Here is a 17,498-nt window from a genome sequence, read left to right on the forward strand (position 1 = left end):
TCAAAGTGTGGTAAGAGCCGAAAAAACATTCCGCCAGCCAGCCGTTCCGGCGATGCGTTTCGCTTGAATGTCCAGCCAATTGAGCCTATTTAGAATTATTCCAAACTAGCTGCCCACAACGGGCACGGAGATGGCCATGTTCATCCAGACCGAATCGACGCCAAACCCGGCGACGCTGAAATTCCTGCCCGGCAAGGAAGTGCTTCTGGAAGGCACCGCTGACTTCCGCGATGCCGACAGCGCCGCTATTGCCTCGCCGCTGGCTGGCCGGCTGTTCGAGATTCCCGGCGTCACCGGTGTTTTCTTTGGCTATGACTTCATCACCGTGACCAAGGACGGCCCCGATTGGCAGCATCTGAAGCCGGCGATCCTGGGCGCCATCATGGAGCATTTCATGTCCGGCGCGCCTGTCATGGCCAAGGCCGGCCCGGCCGCCGAGACCAGCCAGACCGGCGAGTTCTACGACAAGGCCGACGAGGATCTGGTCATCACCATCAAGGAACTGCTCGACACGCGGGTGCGCCCGGCGGTCGCTCAGGATGGCGGCGACATCACCTTCCGTGGCTTCGAGAACGGCACGGTGTTCCTGCACATGAAAGGCGCCTGCGCCGGCTGCCCGTCATCGACGGCGACGCTGAAGCACGGCATCCAGAACCTTCTGCGCCACTTCGTGCCGGAAGTGCAGCAGGTCGAGCAGGTCTCCTGATCATTCAGCTTGCCGGCTAACAAATTCGATCCATCGCAAACAACAAAAAACCGGGCCGAATTGCCCGGTTTTCTGTTTGGGACGTCCGTTGTTGCCTAGACGGTCCGCGTACGAAAGCTGCCTCTATCTGATCATGATTTTGCCGAGGACCGGTACCGGTTTCTCGGCATCATGATCTAAAGAACAATGACCTTGGCGCCGACCGAGGCGCGGTCATAGAGGTCGATAATGTCCTGATTCATCAGGCGGATGCAGCCTGACGACATTGCCTTGCCGATCGAATTCCACTCCGGGCTGCCATGCAGGCGATAGCCCGAATCACCGCCCTTGTTGAACAGGTACATGGCACGCGCGCCGAGCGGGTTCTTCAGGCCCGGCTCCATGCCGCCGGCAAACTTTTCCAGTTCGGGCTGACGCTGGATCATCTGCCTCGGTGGCGTCCAGGTCGGCCATTCGCGCTTCAGCGCGATATGGGCAATGCCGTGCCACTCGAAACCCTCGCGGCCGACGCCAATGCCGTAGCGGATTGCGCGGCCGTCACCCTCGATGAAGTAGAGGAACTTGTTCTGCGTATCGACGATGATGGTGCCAGGCTTTTCCGGGCTGTCGTAGTTCACTTCCTGCCGATGGTACTTCATCGGCACCTTCTCGATCGGGATGCGCGGCAGCTGGTAACCTGCGTCGGTGACCGCGCCATAGTCGTTGGAGAAGATCTGCGAGCCGATGGTGCTGCAACCGGCGATAGCAGTGGAAAGCGCCAGCGCGGCGACTATTGCAAACGACTTCATGCGCATCAGGTAATCCGGTGCCCCGCCCCAACTTCGGCGGCACGAGTCGGCCGCTTTCTCACCATCATTCATGCTGGCATTTGCTTTGCTTGCCAAGCGCGCGATGCCTATATGCCGGAGTTGACGTGCTGGTAAGCGTATCACTATGGCATTTCGGCAACAGCCCTCACAGGATTGTGAAGGAAATTCAAGGGGCCAAGTCCACGAGTTCCTGAGAATCGAGGAGAATCGTCATGAATGTCGGGGACGCCGCCCATCGCTCCGGCCTGCCGGCCAAGACCATCCGCTACTATGAGGAGATCGGCCTGATCGCCCCGGCGCGCGCCGCCAACGGCTACCGCGATTACTCCGGAGACGACATCCACCGGCTGGCCTTTCTGCGCCGCGCGCGCAATCTCGGCTTTTCCATCGACGATTGCCGCCAGCTGATGGCGCTCTACCAGGACCGTAGCCGCGCCAGCCACGACGTGCGCGAGATCGCCGCCGCCCATGTCACGGCGATCGAAGAGAAGGTGCGCGAGTTGCAGTCGATGCGCTCGACCTTGCAGAAACTGATCCATGCCTGCCACGGCGACGAAAGGCCGGACTGCCCGATCCTTGATGACATGGCGGGCGCCCCCATGCTGGACGACAAGGCCGCTTCAGCGAGACCCTAGGAAGAAACCGCTGAAAGTCGGTCGTGACAACGGAGCCGTCCGCAGCGGACGATCTGTCAAAGGGACAGTGCGTCTAGCGGAGCGATTGTGGGCCGTCGACCGTGCTTTCCATCGGTCGCGACGTGGACCTGTTGAGGCCCGCGGCTCCGGTCAAACGGGGCAGCCTGAAACACACACGATGGCCGTAACCGTCGTGAGCTTTTCGCGCTTCACCAGCGTCGGTCGTTCATAAGTCTTCTTCATGAGATGTCCCTCAATGCCCAGGAGAAGTGGTGCATTTGGGCGCACGGATTGTCAAGCCGGTGCTAAAGAAGGCCTGCCACAGCCGCGCACGCAGTTCAATCGACACAATTTTCTTCGGCATCTGGGCGCGTCAATCTGCCGCTCTATGTCTTCCTTGTCGCAATGATCAACGATGGAGGTTGGCATGGATCGGCGATTGTTTCTGACTGGAATGCTTGGGCTGGCAGGGGCTGCGACCGTGGTCGCACTTGCGCGTCCTGCCACTGCGTTGGCCGGCATCCCGAATTCGGGACCCGGCATTCTCGATGAACTCGACAAACCGTCCGACGCCATCCTCGACCAGGATGGTCCGGATGTCCAAGACGGCATCGAGTTCGTGCGGCATCGCAGGTGGCACCGCCGCCGTCGCGGTTGGAGACGGGTTTGCCGGCGCTATTGGCGTCACGGTTACTGGCGCCGCAGATGTTTCCGCAGATCCTTCTGGATCGGCTTCTGACGAAAGCCGGCAAACGCGAAGGCTCTCGGCATCCGCCGAGGCCTTCGCTGTTGCTATTGGCAAGAATTCCAACCAGGCAAAAAAGGCCCGCCACCGTCGGGCAGCGGGCAGGCTCTGGAGTGCCGGGGGATCAACCCAGCTCAGGATCAACGAGCGGCCCATGGCTTGGTTGCGAAAGGCGCACGGGGCTCGGCTGTACGATTTTAACCAAGCCGCAGGGTGCGTTGCTCGCCTTTTGCGGGGCGCTGAGTTTGGCGGGCGGCACCCCTAATTCGCCGCAGATGGCCGACCCGACTTAGGCAATGTTGTCTCACCGGCATCCGCGTCGGCCATTTTGGCGACGATTATATATTTGGACGGGTGCTACGTTTGGCGGGCGGTTCGACGTGACTTACTCAGATTTCGCTCCTACTCCCCAACTATGGATGGCAGGGAACGGCGGCCCGGTAGCCTTCCTTTGGGTGGATCGCCACCGGGCCTGACCGGAGCGGGGTGTAATGGGGGAGCTCCGGCTGCCATCCAAAATACCACCTTCCCTTTATATTCGCGCTAGCTAATTAATGATGATCACCGTAGTCCAGAGGACAGGGGCGCGACTCACGATCGATGAGGCCGCGAACCGCCCAGCCAGGTGGTGCCCATCACGGGAAAGTGAACGTGACGCCGCTGTAGCGTTCTGATCATTAGATGCCTCCCGTCACTGGAGGTTTAGCCGTGCCTGCTTATGCCATTCTTGCCTTAGCTATTATCGGTGAGGTCGTCGCAACGAGCGCTATGAAAGCCTCGGAGGGCTTCACCAGGCTTGGCCCGTCGATATTGGTGGTGCTCGGTTACGCAGCGGCGTTTTTCTTTCTATCCCAGGTACTCGATCGAATTCCGGTCGGCGTCGCCTATGCAGTATGGGCGGGCGGCGGCATTGTTCTCGTCGCGTTGGTCGCCTGGATTGTCTATGGGCAAAGGCCTGACCTGGCGGGCTTCGTCGGCATGAGCCTGATCCTGGCTGGCGTCTTGGTCCTGAACCTGCTGTCCAAAACCAGCGCCCATTAATTTGGACCGGGTTTGTCAGGTGCGCGCGTTTACCGGGCGCCGCTAGGCACGGAGGGATGCGCCGCTCCTTCGATGGAACTGGGCAGGACTTGTAAATTAGAAAATGCTTATGGACTCTCGCTCGCGCTGGAAGCATTCTCCTCTTGGGGAGAGAGGGCTTGGGCAAAGTCCAGCGACATCAAGGCGGCGCCAACCAGGCTAGCCGCTGGCGTAAGAACGCCAGGAAGCGGCGGCGTCGTTTGTGGCCACCGCAGTACCTGTTCGCGCTGGTGATGGTTCCTCTGGCCGTGTTGGTCACGGTAAGCCCAGGCAGCCTCGAAGCCATCGCGGGTGTGGTGCCCACCGGTTGGCTTAGCGGCATGACAACCGGCGCATCCGGCAACTGCAACATCAAAGGCAACATCAGCATCAACACCGGGGAGCACATTTACCATGTCCCCGGACAAGAGCATTACTGGGAGACGAGGATAAGCCCGCACTATGGTGAGCGCTGGCTTTGTTCGGAGCGGAAGCACGTGCCGCGGGCTGGCGTAAGGCAAGACGATAGGTCATTACGCTACGGCAACCAATATATGATGATTGGCTAAAGTGCGGAACGTCCAACAAACATTTGTGGAACTTTTACAGTCCTCCCGGACCTTTGCGTATGGAATGCAAGACCTTAGTCCTGCTGTCTATATTTTGCAGTGGAAGTTGCGGCACCCCACAAGGCTGGCCTTCACGAGGTCGAGGCCGCCCGTCTTCGAGGCTTGGCAATGCGGGACGATCCCAATCGCCAAGAACCTGATCCCGCGATGGCCGGTGCCAACTCAACCCCTAGCATAGCCCAGCACCGGCCATCCTTTTATGTATATATTTAGATTTGCTAATATAATAGAACGTCCAATGGACATTCGCGGAACTAAAGGGGTAACATCAGACCTTGGTTGGTGAGGAGCAAGACTTTTGTCTTGCTGCCTTATGGTTAACAATCGAAGTTGATCTGCGCGACGCATCAAGTCGATTTGCGCTGGCGATCTCTTTGTTTCTCGAGGAACTGCTTGGCGTGTTCCGTCCAATCGGCCGCCGTGACTTTGTGTTCCTGAACTGACTTTCTGAAAGCATTGCGCAGAGCGTCAAGGTCGAAGGCCCACATCTGTTTGGCCTTCGGTAGTGTTCGATTTTGCGTCACGCGTCCCCATGGGAGCGACGGTATGCACCGCAAGCTCAATCTTTCAAGGATCAATGCCTGACTTCTTTTGGGTATATCCGGGTATGTCAAATATACAATGGCCGGTCGATAAGGGCCTCCTGGGTAGCGCCTAGCGCTTCGGTGGGCCTTGGTAGAGGTACCGGATCGGGAAGGCGACCGTCACGCCTGAAATTACAATCAGTAGAGACCAATAGAGGTATGGGTCTTGGATCCGACCAAGGTCAAGCCAGCCGCCGCCGTGCCTTGGGATGGTGGCTTTCCCGGTCCATAGCCAGAAGCCAACGAAACCGCCTCCAACAAGCACTTGTGCGATCAAAACACCCTTGAGGACCGCGTCTGCAGTTTTACTTCTTTCGGCCATGGATGTCCCTGTAGCTCGGCTAAAGCGTACCTGCACAGCCTAGCTTGTCAAACAGGTATGGGCGCCGGCCCGTCAGGACCATATTCCTATTTCGCTTTGGGTTTGTCAACCGTACAATCACCTCCATAAAACAGGTTCAAACCGTGAACAGAATCTGGCATGGTGCCTGCCATGCCAATAATCTCCCCTATCCAGATCAACCCTCTCATCGACGGTCGCCAATCAGAACGCGCCATGCTTGTGCGGCGCGGCGTGCAGCGGCTGTTGAGGGAAATGGGCGCCCACGTGCTGCCCGAACTGTCGCTGGCCACCGGCCGCCGCGCCGACCTCGTCGCGCTGACCCGGCAGGGCGACATCTGGATCATCGAGATCAAATCCTCGATCGAGGATTTCAGGGTCGACCGCAAATGGCCAGACTACCGGCTGCATTCCGACCGCTTCTTCTTCGCCACCCACCCCGGCGTGCCCTCCGAGATCTTTCCAGAGGAGTGCGGCTTCATCCTCTCCGACGGCTACGGCGCCGAGATCCTGCGCGATGCGCCCGAGCACCGCATGGCGGCGGCAACGCGCAAGGCGCTGATGCTGCGGATCGCGCGGGCCGGCGCTTCGCGGCTGCTGGCGGCGGAACTTGCCGGCGTGTCGGTGCCGGCACTCGAGGGGGAGAGCGAGTAGGTTTTTGCCTTACTCTTCGCTCGCTTCCACCCCACCAACCGGCGGCGCCATCAAAAGCACGGCAGCACCAAGGATGGCGGCGATGAAGGAGCCGGCGAGGATGCCGACCTTGACCGCGTCCTGCAGCGCCACGTCACTGGCGAAGGCGAGCAGGCCGATGAACAGGCTCATGGTGAAGCCGATGCCGCACAGCAGGGAGATGCCTATCATGTGCGACCAGCCGGCGTTGGCAGGCAGGTCGGCAAGACCGAACCGGATGGCAAGTGCCGAGGAGCCGAACACGCCAACCAGCTTGCCGATAACCAGGCCGGCGGCGACACCCAAAGTCAACGGCTCGACCAGCGCGCCAAAGCTCAGGCCGGCGAGCGACACGCCGGCATTGGCAAAACCGAAGATCGGGATGACGACAAAGGGCACTATCTTGTGCAGGCCGTGCTCGAGGCGGTGCAGCGGCGAATGGTCGAGGTCGTGGCCAATCCCGGCGGAGCGTTCGAGCGGGATGGTCAACGCCAGCGCCACGCCGGCAAGCGTGGCATGGACGCCGGATTTCAGCACCAGCACCCACAGGATGACGCCGAGCACGAGATAGGGAACCAGCGTCATCACCCGCATGCGGTTGAGCACGACGAGCACGGCAATGACGGCGAAGGCAGCCCCCAGATAGGTGAGCGACAGGCCGCTGGTATAGAATATGGCGATGATGATGACGGCGCCGAGATCGTCGATGATGGCAAGCGCGGTAAGGAAGACCTTCAGCGAGGCCGGCACGCGGCTGCCGAGCAGCGACAGCACACCGAGCGCGAAAGCGATGTCGGTGGCGGTCGGGATCGCCCAGCCCGACAGTGCCGCCGTATTGTTGCGGTTGATGGCGACATAGACGAGCGCCGGCACCAGCATGCCGCCGGCGGCGGCAATGCCGGGCAGGACGCGTCGCGGCCAGGTCGAGAGCTGGCCGTCCAGCACCTCGCGCTTGATCTCCAGCCCGACGAGCAGGAAGAACACCGCCATCAGCCCGTCATTGACCCAGTGCGAGACGCTGAGCGGGCCGAGATAGGCATGGAGCGCGGAAAAGTAGGTTTCGGCGAGCGGCGAATTGGCGACGATCAGCGCCAGGGCGGCGGCCACCATCAGGATGATGCCGCCGGCCGCCTCGCCATCGAGGAATTCGCGGAAGACGGAAACCGGCCGCTGCTTCAAGTCCTGCATGTCGCCTCCGTCATGCCGCCTGTCGGCCGGCGTCATTCCGCAAGATGCGCAAGCCGCGCCTCAGCGCGGCGCGCGCTTGGCCAGTATCCGCTGCAGCGTGCGGCGATGCATGTTGAGCCGGCGCGCCGTCTCGGAGACATTGCGCTCGCACATTTCATAGACGCGCTGGATATGCTCCCAGCGGACGCGGTCGGCCGACATCGGGTTTTCCGGCGGTGCCGCGCGCTCGCCGGCGGTGCGGGTGAGTGCGGCGAAGATGTCGTCGGCATCGGCGGGCTTGGAGAGATAGTCGACGGCGCCGAGCTTCACCGCCGTCACCGCGGTGGCGATGTTGCCGTAGCCGGTCAGGATGATGGTGCGGGAATCATCGCGCTTCTCGCGGATGGCCGCGACCACGTCGAGGCCGTTGCCGTCGCCGAGCCGCATGTCCACCACGGCATAGGCAGGCGGATTGGCGCGCGCCTTGGCAACCGCCTCCTCGACGCTCTCGGCCGTCTCGACCACGAAGCCTCTGGTTTCCATGGCGCGGGCCAGACGCGTGAGGAACGGCTTGTCGTCATCGACGATGAGCAGCGAGGTGTCCTCGCCTTCAACCATTGCGCCAATATTTTCGTCGCCTGTCATAGTCTCAAAATTCCTGCTGCCTTAATTTTACGCAGATATAGTTCCTGAGCCTCATTGTCCAATTTTTAGAGCTCCTTCAAGGCTCTCAGGCGGTGTCGAACATGCTGGCCGAAGTGATTTCCGGATTGAGGAACACACTACGTGGCCACGATATCTGTACCACGGCGCCCTCGCCCAGGCCGCTTGAATTGCGAAAATCGAGCGTCGCGCCCGAGCGTTCGAGCAAAGTCTTGGCAATGAACAGGCCGAGCCCCAGGCCGCCGCCGGCTTCATTGCCCTGGCGCGTCGACATATAGGGCTCGCCGATGCGGTCGATGATCTCGGCCGGAAAGCCGGGTCCGTCATCGATGATCGAGAAGGTCACGGCGGCGTCGTCCCAGCTCCAGCGCACGGTGACGCTCTTGCGGGCGAAATCGACGGCGTTCTCGACCAGATTGCCGAGGCCGTAGATGACGCCCGGATTGCGGCGCCCAACCGGCTCGGGCCCGATGCGTTCGCCGGGCCGAAGCTTGATCGAAATGCCGAAGTCGCGATGTGGCGCGGTGACCTCCTCGACCAGCGAGGTCAATGGCAGCCGCGAAAGATGCGCCTCGCCCTCGGAGGACAGGCTGGTCAGCCGCTTGAGGATCTCGCGGCAACGCTCGCTCTGCGAGCGCAACAGCGTCACGTCTTCCCCGTATTTCGGATCCTTGCCGAGCGCCTTTTCCATCTCCTTGGCGACAAGCGCGATGGTGGCAAGCGGCGTGCCTAGCTCATGTGCTGCCGCCGCGGCCAGCCCGTCGAGCGCCGACAGGTGCTGCTCGCGCTGCAGCACCAGCTCGGTGGCGGCAAGGGCATTGGCCAGAAGCCGCGCTTCGGCAGCCACCCGGAAGGCGTATATGGCGGTGAAGGCGATCGAGGACAGTACCGCCATCCATATGCCGGCGACATAGATGAAGGGCATCGCCAGCGGCGCGTCCTCATGCCAGGGCAGCGGCAGGTGGACAAAGACCAGAAAGGTCGCCGCCGACATCACCAGCCCGCCAAGGATGGCGGTCAGGCGCAGCGGCAGCGATGTCGCCGAAATGACGACAGGCACCGTCATCAGCAGCGAGAACGGGTTGGTGAGACCGCCTGTCATGTAGAGCAGGCCGGCAAGCTGCAGGCTGTCGAAGATGAGGATGCCGAAGGCCGCCAGCGGCGTGAGCCGGTGCGCCGCTGGAAACCGGAAGGCGAGAAACAGGTTCATCCAGGCCGAGCAGGCGATCAGCGCGAAGCACAGGCTGACCGGTAGCGGGAATTTCAGGCCATAGGCGACGACAAGCACCGTCAGGCTCTGCCCGACAATGGCAAGCCAGCGCAACCGGATCAGCGTGTTGAGGCGCAGTCTCTGGCTCTGCTGGAAATCGGGCGAACGCAAAACGTTGATCATGGCCATGGATTACAGCCGTAGGACTGGAAGCGCTAGGTCCCGCTCCAATCCGAGGAATCGGATTGGAGCTCTACTTCTTGTTTGAGCATGATCTTTTCCAAAAACCGGTTCCCACTTTTTGGGATCATGCTCGCGGTTTTGCGCGGGCGGTGGCGGCGGCGAGCAGCGGATTTTCCGGCCAGACATGCTTGGGATAGCGGCCACGCATGTCGGCGCGCACATCGGCCCAGGAGCCGCGCCAGAAGCCGGGCAGGTCGCGTGTCGTCTGGATCGGCCGGTGCGCCGGCGACAGGAGTTCGAGCGTCAGCGGCATGGTACCATTGGCGATCGAAGGATGCCGATCGAGGCCGAACAGCTCCTGCACGCGAACCGCCAGTACCGGCCATTCGCCATCATAGCGGATCGGCACATGGCTGCCCGACGGGGCATCGAAATGGGTCGGCGCCAGCGTATCGATCCTGCGCTGCAGATCATGTGGCACGAGCGTGGCCAGTCCGGCCGAGACAACGCCCGTATCGATGGCGGCAAACGATGCCGCGCCGGCGAGGTAAGGCAGCAGCCAGTCGTCGAGGCGCTCGATGAGGGCGGCATCCGCCATATCGGGCCAGGGCGCGCCAAGGCCGCGGTGCAGCCAGCCAAGCCGCTGGCGAAGCGTTTGCGCCTCCTTGCTCCAGGTCAGCAGCGACAGCCCGTGCTCGCGCACCGCATCTGTTATGGCGCGATCGGCGTCAGCACCGGTTGGCGGCGGCAGCATGCGCTCGGCGAGCGTGATGGCGCCAAGGCGCACAGTTTCGCGCACGCGCACGGCGCGCTTGTCGCGATCGAAGCTCGTTTCACGGCGCGTCTCGATCCTGTCTGAAAGCGCGGCGCGGACATCGCCCTCGCTGATGGCCGCCGCCGCCGTTATGCGCGCGTTCTGTGCCTTGCCCTGCAGGTCGGCGACGACCAGAAACGGCTCGCCCGCCAACGCGTCGGCGGCGTCGAGCATGGCGCCGGAGCCATTGGCCAGCACGAAACGGCCGCGCTCGCCGCGCGCCTTGGCGACGCGATCCGGCCAGGCGTGGACGAGCAGGGGACCGGCGGAGGCAGCGTCGCTGCCCTTCGCCTCGCCAGCCTGCCGCGCCAGCCGTTCGGCGAGCTGCTTGGCGGCCGTAGCGCGCGGCGATCTTTCCCCACGAAAGCGCATCAGCCGTCGCTCCAGATCGGCGCCGTCGCCACCAAGGCCGCGCTCGGTGAGCAGCACGGCAAGCATCGCCGCCGCGAAGGCATGGCCGCTCTTCGCTGCCTCGGCGACCATATGCGCCAACCGCACCGGCAGAGCGAGCTTGCGCATCGAAGCACCCGCATCCGTCAGGCGCCCCGCCTCGTCTATGGCATCCAGAGCGCGCAGCAGCGCCCTTGCCTCGTTGAGCGCCGGAGCGGGCGGCGGATCGAGAAAGGCGAGCCCTGCCGGATCGGCAACGCCGAAGGCGGCGCAATCGAGCAGCAGGCCGGACAGGTCAGCCTCCAGGATTTCGGGTGGCGTGAAGGCGGGGAGCGCAGCCGTCTGCTCGGCCCGCCACAACCGGATGGCGACGCCAGCTTGCGTGCGCCCGGCACGGCCGGCGCGCTGGTCGGCGGAAGCCTTGCTGACGCGCACGGTTTCCAGCCGGGTCAAGCCGCTGGCCGGCTCGTAGCACGGCAGCCGCGACAGGCCGGAATCGATGACGACGCGCACGCCGTCGATGGTGATGGACGTTTCGGCGATCGAGGTCGCCAGCACCACCTTGCGGCGGCCTGTCGGCGGCGGCTTGATCGCCGCGTCTTGCGCCTTGCCGTCGAGCATGCCGTAGAGCGGCACGATGTCGGTGTCTGAGCCGACCTTGCCGGCCAGCCGCTCGGCGGTGCGCTCGATCTCCCGCTGGCCGGGCAGGAAGGCCAGCACGCTGCCGCTCTCGTCGGCAAGGGCTGCGCGGATCGCCTTGGCCATGGCGTCCTCGATGGTGGTGCCAGCGGGACGCTCGTCATAGCAGATGTCGACAGGGAAGGCGCGGCCTTCGCTTTCGATCACCGGCGCGCCCGACAGCAGCCTGGCGACACGCGCACCGTCGAGCGTCGCCGACATCACCAACACGCGCAGATCCGGCCGCAGCGCACCCTGCACGTCGAGCGCCAGCGCGAGACCAAAATCGCCATCGAGCGAACGCTCGTGGAATTCGTCGAAAATGACAGCCGAGATTCCAGGCAGTTCGGGATCGTCGAGGATCATGCGCGCCAGAACGCCTTCGGTGACGACCAGTATCCTGGTCTTTGCCGAGGTGCGGTTTTCCATGCGCATGGCATAGCCAACTGTGGTGCCGGGCTCCTCGCCCAACAATTCGGCCATGCGGCGGGCGGCGGCGCGGGCGGCGAGCCGGCGCGGTTCGAGCAGCACGATCTTGCCGGCACCCAGCCAGGACGCGTCGAGCAGCGCCAGCGGCACCAGCGTCGTCTTGCCGGCGCCGGGCGGCGCCACCAGCACGGCGCTGTTGCCATGGCCGAGCGCTTCGCTCAGCGCCGGCAGCACGGCGGATACCGGAAGCTCCGGCAGGGGTTTTGTGGTCATCGCGTCCGCATATCAGCGGTGGTGGTGGCCGTGCAACTTATCGCACCAACGCCAATTCAAAGCCGGGTGCGCGAAAACGGGTTCCAGCGCACCGTGCCCAACCGCGCTTCCTCGCGCACCATGGTCAGCAGGCCGGCCCCACCGACGACCGCCAGGCCGATCAGCGACAGCCCGTCGGGGTATTCCTGGAAGAACAGCGCGCCGAGGATCACCGCCCAGACGATCTGCGAATAATGCGTCGGCGCGACCCGGTTGGCGGGTGCGTATTTCATGGCCAGCAGCTGCAACAGCTGGCCGCAGGCGGTGAAGGCACCCGCCGCCACCAGCCACAGCAACTGTTTCCCGCTGGGAGCGGTGAATGCGGTGGCGGCGGCGCCGATGCCGTTGAACAGCAGGCCGTAGCCGACCAGCACGCCCAGCATGGTCGTGCGCTTTTCCTGCTGGGCCAGCGAGCGCATCAGGATGACACTGGTGGCGGCGAGGAAGGCAACCCCGAAAGCGGCAAGGTGGCCGAGATTGAGTTCGCGAAAGCCCGGCCGCACCACCAGCATGACGCCGGCAAAACCGGCAACCACCGCCAGCCAGCGCCAGGGGCCGACTTTCTCGTTGAGGATCAGCGTGGAGAGGATGGTGACGCAGAGCGGCGCCAGGAAGATCAGCGCGTAGGACTCGGCCAGTGGAATGGTGGTGAAGGCGTAGACGCTGAGCACGCCGGACGCGATGCCGGCCCAGGCACGCGCCTGCACAGCCCAAGGCCTCTTGGTGCGCCAGAAATCACGCCAGCGCTCGTCCGCTGGGCGCGTGAAGAAGAGAAAACAGCCGGCAAACAGCGTCGTGAAGAAGCCGATCTCGAAGACCGTGAATTGTCCGCCGAGGCTTTTGACAACGGCATCGCTGCCCGAATAGCTTGCGTAGGCGATCAGGGCGAGCAGGATACCGTTCGTCACGTTGTTCCATTTCCGGGGAGAGAGTGGTTTGAAAATCCTGGCGCTCGGTGCGCATCCGGACGACATCGAGATCTTCATGTTCGGTACGATGGCCGCCTATGCCGCGCAAGGCGCAGAACTCACTTTTGCCATAGCCACGGATGGTGCCAGGGGTGGCAAGAGTGATCCCGTTGTTCTCGCCCGTGTCCGCCGCGAGGAAGCAGCGGCCGCGGCCGCGCTGCTTGGGGCGGCGCCGCGCTTCCTCGACTTTCCCGACGGCGAACTGGTGGCCGATGCCGCGCTGATCGGGGCGCTGAAAGCACTGATTCGCGAAACCGGACCAGATCTGGCGATCACGCACGCGCCCAACGACTATCACGCCGACCATCGCGCGCTGTCGGACGGCGTGCGCATCGCGGCGTCGTTCGGAGTTCCGGTGCTGCATGCCGACACGATGGGCGGCACCGGTTTTTCGCCGACGCACTATGTCGACATTTCCGCCCAAGCCGAGATCAAGGCGAAGGCGATCCGCATGCATCAATCGCAGGATCCCGACCGCTTCGTCGACGGCGCGCGAACGCAAAACCTTTTTCGCGCCGGCCAGTGCAACGGCGCTCAAGGCTCGTTGGCCGAAGCCTTCCGCTTCGAACCGACGTTCCCCTTCGCCGACATACGCGAACTGCTGCCGCCGGCGCCACCGATCCGCAAGGTCATGGTGAGCACCAAACGGGTCGACTGAGAGTCGCGACTGTCTCCAGGCCAGGTCGGGACCAGTGATCCGCACTTTTCCCAACGTTTTCAGACACCGACGCAAGCATGCTGCGACGCAGCAACGAATTCGCTTGCGTTGTTTAGTAAAAATTGCATCACTAAACAAATTAATAAACATCTGCAGTGCTGTTGCGCCGCCATGTTTAGGCCCCTGAGGAGAGGGGTTGAGGGCTCTTGAAACCGTCATCCGGGCGCGTTTCGCAAATGGGAGGAAGGCATGAAATCGAGCTTGAAACTGGCGTTGGGACTGACCTCGGCGATAACTGCGTCGACAGCTGTCTCGAACGTCGCGCACGCTGAAGACCTGACGCTGTGCTGGGCCGCCTGGGACCCGGCAAACGCGCTTGTCGAACTGTCCAAGGATTTTACCAAGGAAACCGGCATCGGCATGAAATTCGAGTTCGTGCCGTGGACCAACTATGCCGACCGCTTCCTCAACGAGCTCAACTCGCACGGCAAGCTGTGCGACCTGATCATCGGCGACAGCCAGTGGATCGGCGGCGCTGCCGAGAACGGCCACTATGTCAAGCTGAACGACTTCTTCGACAAGGAGAAGATCAGCATGGACGATTTCGTGCCGGCAACCGTCGTCGGCTATTCGGAATGGCCGAAGAACACCCCGAACTACTGGGCGCTGCCGGCCATGGGCGACGTCGTCGGCTGGACCTATCGCAAGGACTGGTTCTCCAAGCCGGAGCTGCAGAAGGAATTCAAGGAGAAGTATGGCTGGGATCTCGGCCCGCCGACCACCTTCGACCAGCTGAAGCAGGTCGCCGAGTTCTTCCAGAAGCGTGAGATCGACGGCAAGACCGTCTATGGCGCCTCGATCTACACCGAGCGCGGCTCGGAAGGCATCACCATGGGCGCCATGGACGTGCTCTACAGCTATGGCTTCCAGTACGAGAACCCCAAGAAGCCCTATGAAATGGAAGGCTTCGTCAATTCCGACAAGTCGGTGAAGGGCCTGGAATTCTACAAGGCGCTCTATGATTGCTGCACGCCGCCGGGCGCTTCGAACAGCTACATGGGCGAAGGCGTCGATGCCTTCAAATCCGGCCAGGTGGCGATGCACATGAACTTCGCCTTCACATGGCCGGGCCTGCAGAAGGACGAGAATGTCGGCGGCGACAAGATCGGCTACTTCGTCAACCCGAAGGGGCCTGACGGCGACCAGTTCGCCCAGCTCGGCGGCCAGGGTATCTCGGTGGTGTCCTATTCCGACAAGCAGGAATCGGCGCTGAAATACATCAAATGGTTCGCCAACAAAGACGTGCAGGCCAAGTGGTGGTCGCTCGGCGGCTATTCCTGCCTCAACGCGGTGGTCAAGGATCCGAAGTTCCCGGCCAGCCAGCCCTACGCGCAGACCTTCCTCGACTCGATGGCCATCGTGAAGGACTTCTGGGCCGAGCCGAGCTACGCCCCGCTGCTTCAAGCGTCGCAGAAGCGCTTCCACGACTATGTCGTCGCCGGCCAGGGTTCGGCCAAGGACGCGCTCGACGGCCTGGTCAAGGACTGGACGCAGGTCTTCCAGGACGATGGCAAGATGTAACCGGCTCCTCCCGAGCTAGACCCAAGCGTCCCGTGCCACCCTTGGCACGGGACGCAGTTCAGATAAATTCCATGACAGAGACGACCAAGTGACCGAAGCAGGACTCACCATGCTCAATCGGACCGCGGAGAACGTTGCCCGGGCGACCCCGGAACCGTTGGCGCGCAAGGTCCGGGGCATCAGCGACAAGGGCCTCGCCTGGCTGTTCATCTCGCCGACGATCCTGTTGCTGCTGGCCATCAACATCTTCCCGCTGTTCTGGGCGATCTATCTGTCGTTCACCAACTACCGCGCCAACCGCCCGAACGAAGTGGTGAAGAATCTCGGGCTCGCCAACTACCAGCGCATCCTTGGCGACAAGGATATCTGGATCGCCATGCAGACCACGGCGCATTTCGTGTTCTGGACCATCCTGTTGCAGACGCTGATCGGCTTCACGCTGGCCTGGCTGATCGATAGGAAGTTCCGCGGCCATGCCTTCTGGACGACGCTGATCCTGGTGCCGATGATGCTGTCGCCGGCGGTGGTCGGCAATTTCTGGCGCTTCCTCTACGAACCGCAGATCGGCCTGTTCGCCTACGCGATTTCCTTCGTCACGAGGATTCCGCCAACCGATATCCAGATGCTCTCCAACGTCTCGCTGGCGCCATGGTCGATCATCATCGTCGATACATGGATGTGGACGCCCTACGTGATGCTGATCTGCCTCGCCGGCTTACGCTCCATCCCCGAATACATCTATGAGGCGGCCGAGGTCGACCGCGCCTCCAACTGGCGGCAGTTCTGGTCGATCACGCTGCCGATGGCGCTGCCATTCATCATGCTGGCGGTGCTGTTTCGCGGCATCGAGAACTTCAAGATGTTCGACATGGTCAATCTGTTGACCGGCGGCGGACCGGGCTCGACCACCGAGGTCGCCTCGATCACCCTGAAGCGGCAGGCTTTCGAGAGCTGGCGCACCGGCTATTCCTCGGCCTTCGCCATCATCCTGTTCGTCGCGGTGTTCGGGCTGGCCAACATCTACGTCAAGGCGCTCAACAAGGTGAAGCAGAGATGAGCCTGACCACAGCCCATTCGGTCGTCGCACCCTCGGCCAACTCGAAGCGCATCGCCGGAACGATCATCGTGCTCTACGCGCTGATCTCGATCGTGCCGCTGCTGTGGATCTTCGCCACCAGCTTCAAGACGCCGCCGGATTCGATCGCCTATCCGCCCAAGATCCTGTTCCAGCCCAGTCTCGAGGGTTACTGCAATTTGTTCACGACGCGGACGCGGCAGACGCCGGACTACATCAACTCGCTGGGACCGGCGACGGGTTTCTGCGACGAGACCACGCGCAAGCGCAACATGGTGATAGCCGGCCCCTCCAACTTCCTGCCGCGTTTCGTCAACTCGCTGATCATCGCCTTCGGCTCGACCTTCTGCGCCGTGTTTCTCGGCACGCTGTCGGCCTACGGCTTCTCGCGCTTCAAGGTGCCGCTCGCCGACGACCTCCTGTTCTTCATCCTGTCGACCCGCTTCATGCCGCCGATCGCGGTGGCCATTCCGATCTACCTGATGTACCGCGAGCTTGGCCTGTCGGACACGGCCCTCGGCATGATCCTGCTCTACACGGCAGTCAATGTGTCGCTGGCAGTGTGGCTGCTGAAGGGCTTCATCGACGAGATCCCGCGCGAATATGAGGAAGCGGCGATGATCGACGGCTATACGCGGCTGCAGGCCTTCTGGCGCACCGTGCTGCCGCAAGCGACCACCGGCATTGCCGCGACCGCCATCTTCTGCCTGATCTTCGCCTGGAACGAATATGCCTTCGCTGCACTCCTGACCTCCGGCACGGCGCAGACCGCGCCGCCCTTCATCCCGACCATCATCGGCGAAGGCGGCCAGGACTGGCCCGCGGTGGCGGCCGGCACGACGATCTTCCTGGTGCCGATCCTGGTCTTCACCATCCTGCTTCGCAAGCAATTGCTGCGCGGCATCACCTTCGGTGCGGTGCGCAAATGATTGATGTGGGAATAAGAAACCGACGGTGCCACCATGGCAAGCAGGCGCATGCATCTTCTCGCGCCGCGCCAGGTCGACCCCCACTCCGTCGAGCTTCGCTCGACACCTCTCCCCCGATCGACGGGGTAGAGGAAGGGCGCGAACTTAATTCAGCCAGACGCACCACCTCTCCCTCCGGAGGAGGGAGAGGTGGTGCTGCGAAGCAGCGACGGAGTGGGGGAACCACCAGGCAATCTCTCCCCGTGAATGGGGCGAAGGAAGG

Annotated in this window: 16 protein-coding genes and 1 pseudogene; 10 read left to right on the forward strand and 7 right to left on the reverse strand. The window is 62.6% G+C overall.

Annotated elements, in window-relative coordinates; genetic code table 11:
* Positions 1 to 136 precede the first annotated feature (136 nt).
* Positions 137 to 706 carry a NifU family protein gene (locus ACZ89F_RS28910; RefSeq protein ID WP_476095450.1) on the forward strand — a complete coding sequence of 190 codons (570 nt, stop codon included), beginning with the start codon at positions 137 to 139 and terminating at the stop codon, positions 704 to 706.
* 176 nt (positions 707 to 882) lie between these two features.
* Here ACZ89F_RS28910 and ACZ89F_RS28915 read toward each other — a convergent pair whose 3' ends face one another.
* Positions 883 to 1,500, reverse strand: a complete 618-nt coding sequence (locus ACZ89F_RS28915) for a L,D-transpeptidase (protein WP_476095451.1) — start codon at positions 1,498 to 1,500, stop codon at positions 883 to 885.
* Between the two features lie 227 nt (positions 1,501 to 1,727).
* On the opposite strand from ACZ89F_RS28915, the gene cueR reads away from it, so the two are divergent.
* On the forward strand, positions 1,728 to 2,150 hold the full coding sequence (gene cueR / locus ACZ89F_RS28920; RefSeq protein ID WP_476095452.1) for a Cu(I)-responsive transcriptional regulator: 423 nt from the start codon (positions 1,728 to 1,730) through the stop codon (positions 2,148 to 2,150).
* A gap of 409 nt (positions 2,151 to 2,559) precedes the next feature.
* Here the strand turns inward: cueR and ACZ89F_RS28925 are convergent, their stop codons facing one another.
* Positions 2,560 to 2,778, reverse strand: coding sequence for a hypothetical protein (locus ACZ89F_RS28925; protein ID WP_476095453.1), 219 nt, complete (start codon positions 2,776 to 2,778; stop codon positions 2,560 to 2,562).
* A gap of 798 nt (positions 2,779 to 3,576) precedes the next feature.
* Between ACZ89F_RS28925 and ACZ89F_RS28930 the strand changes: the two genes are divergently transcribed.
* The 4 genes and pseudogenes from ACZ89F_RS28930 (at position 3,577) to ACZ89F_RS28945 (ending at position 6,161) form a co-directional block, all read left to right on the forward strand.
* Positions 3,577 to 3,936, forward strand: coding sequence for an SMR family transporter (locus ACZ89F_RS28930; RefSeq protein WP_476095454.1), 360 nt, complete (start codon positions 3,577 to 3,579; stop codon positions 3,934 to 3,936).
* Between the two features lie 158 nt (positions 3,937 to 4,094).
* Positions 4,095 to 4,483: pseudogene (locus tag ACZ89F_RS28935) on the forward strand (sunset domain-containing protein).
* Positions 4,484 to 4,858: 375 nt separating this feature from the next.
* Positions 4,859 to 5,026 (forward strand): hypothetical protein, encoded by a 168-nt coding sequence (locus tag ACZ89F_RS28940; RefSeq protein WP_476095456.1) that lies wholly within the window; start codon positions 4,859 to 4,861, stop codon positions 5,024 to 5,026.
* A 634-nt stretch (positions 5,027 to 5,660) separates the two neighbouring features.
* Positions 5,661 to 6,161, forward strand: a complete 501-nt coding sequence (locus ACZ89F_RS28945) for an MmcB family DNA repair protein (protein ID WP_476095458.1) — start codon at positions 5,661 to 5,663, stop codon at positions 6,159 to 6,161.
* A 9-nt stretch (positions 6,162 to 6,170) separates the two neighbouring features.
* Here the strand turns inward: ACZ89F_RS28945 and nhaA are convergent, their stop codons facing one another.
* The 5 genes from nhaA to ACZ89F_RS28970 all read right to left on the reverse strand — a co-directional run bounded on the left by nhaA (position 6,171) and on the right by ACZ89F_RS28970 (position 12,933).
* Positions 6,171 to 7,367: a Na+/H+ antiporter NhaA gene (gene nhaA, locus ACZ89F_RS28950; RefSeq protein WP_476095460.1), complete on the reverse strand. Its 1,197-nt coding sequence runs from the start codon at positions 7,365 to 7,367 to the stop codon at positions 6,171 to 6,173.
* 60 nt (positions 7,368 to 7,427) lie between these two features.
* On the reverse strand, positions 7,428 to 7,991 hold the full coding sequence (locus ACZ89F_RS28955; protein WP_111544836.1) for an ActR/PrrA/RegA family redox response regulator transcription factor: 564 nt from the start codon (positions 7,989 to 7,991) through the stop codon (positions 7,428 to 7,430).
* Between the two features lie 85 nt (positions 7,992 to 8,076).
* The gene (locus ACZ89F_RS28960) at positions 8,077 to 9,408 is read right to left on the reverse strand and encodes an ActS/PrrB/RegB family redox-sensitive histidine kinase (RefSeq protein ID WP_476095461.1); all 1,332 of its coding nucleotides are present in this window, start codon (positions 9,406 to 9,408) and stop codon (positions 8,077 to 8,079) included.
* Between the two features lie 118 nt (positions 9,409 to 9,526).
* Positions 9,527 to 11,986, reverse strand: coding sequence for an ATP-dependent helicase HrpB (hrpB, locus tag ACZ89F_RS28965; protein ID WP_476095463.1), 2,460 nt, complete (start codon positions 11,984 to 11,986; stop codon positions 9,527 to 9,529).
* 56 nt (positions 11,987 to 12,042) lie between these two features.
* Entirely contained in the window at positions 12,043 to 12,933 is an 891-nt protein-coding gene (locus tag ACZ89F_RS28970) for a DMT family transporter (RefSeq protein ID WP_476095464.1), read from the reverse strand.
* A 28-nt stretch (positions 12,934 to 12,961) separates the two neighbouring features.
* On the opposite strand from ACZ89F_RS28970, the gene ACZ89F_RS28975 reads away from it, so the two are divergent.
* From ACZ89F_RS28975 to ACZ89F_RS28990, 4 genes are all read left to right on the forward strand, one after another.
* Complete coding sequence (locus ACZ89F_RS28975; protein ID WP_476095466.1) at positions 12,962 to 13,651, forward strand: PIG-L deacetylase family protein; 690 nt, start codon at positions 12,962 to 12,964, stop codon at positions 13,649 to 13,651.
* A 249-nt stretch (positions 13,652 to 13,900) separates the two neighbouring features.
* On the forward strand, positions 13,901 to 15,232 hold the full coding sequence (locus ACZ89F_RS28980) for an ABC transporter substrate-binding protein (protein ID WP_476095467.1): 1,332 nt from the start codon (positions 13,901 to 13,903) through the stop codon (positions 15,230 to 15,232).
* Between the two features lie 109 nt (positions 15,233 to 15,341).
* Positions 15,342 to 16,289, forward strand: coding sequence for a carbohydrate ABC transporter permease (locus tag ACZ89F_RS28985; RefSeq protein ID WP_013528078.1), 948 nt, complete (start codon positions 15,342 to 15,344; stop codon positions 16,287 to 16,289).
* The gene (locus ACZ89F_RS28990) at positions 16,286 to 17,236 is read left to right on the forward strand and encodes a carbohydrate ABC transporter permease (RefSeq protein ID WP_056589989.1); all 951 of its coding nucleotides are present in this window, start codon (positions 16,286 to 16,288) and stop codon (positions 17,234 to 17,236) included. The genes ACZ89F_RS28985 and ACZ89F_RS28990 overlap by 4 nt, the downstream gene beginning before the upstream one ends.
* The last annotated feature ends 262 nt before the right edge of the window (positions 17,237 to 17,498 follow it).

It is taken from the genome of Mesorhizobium sp. USDA 3734, from assembly GCF_056279665.1.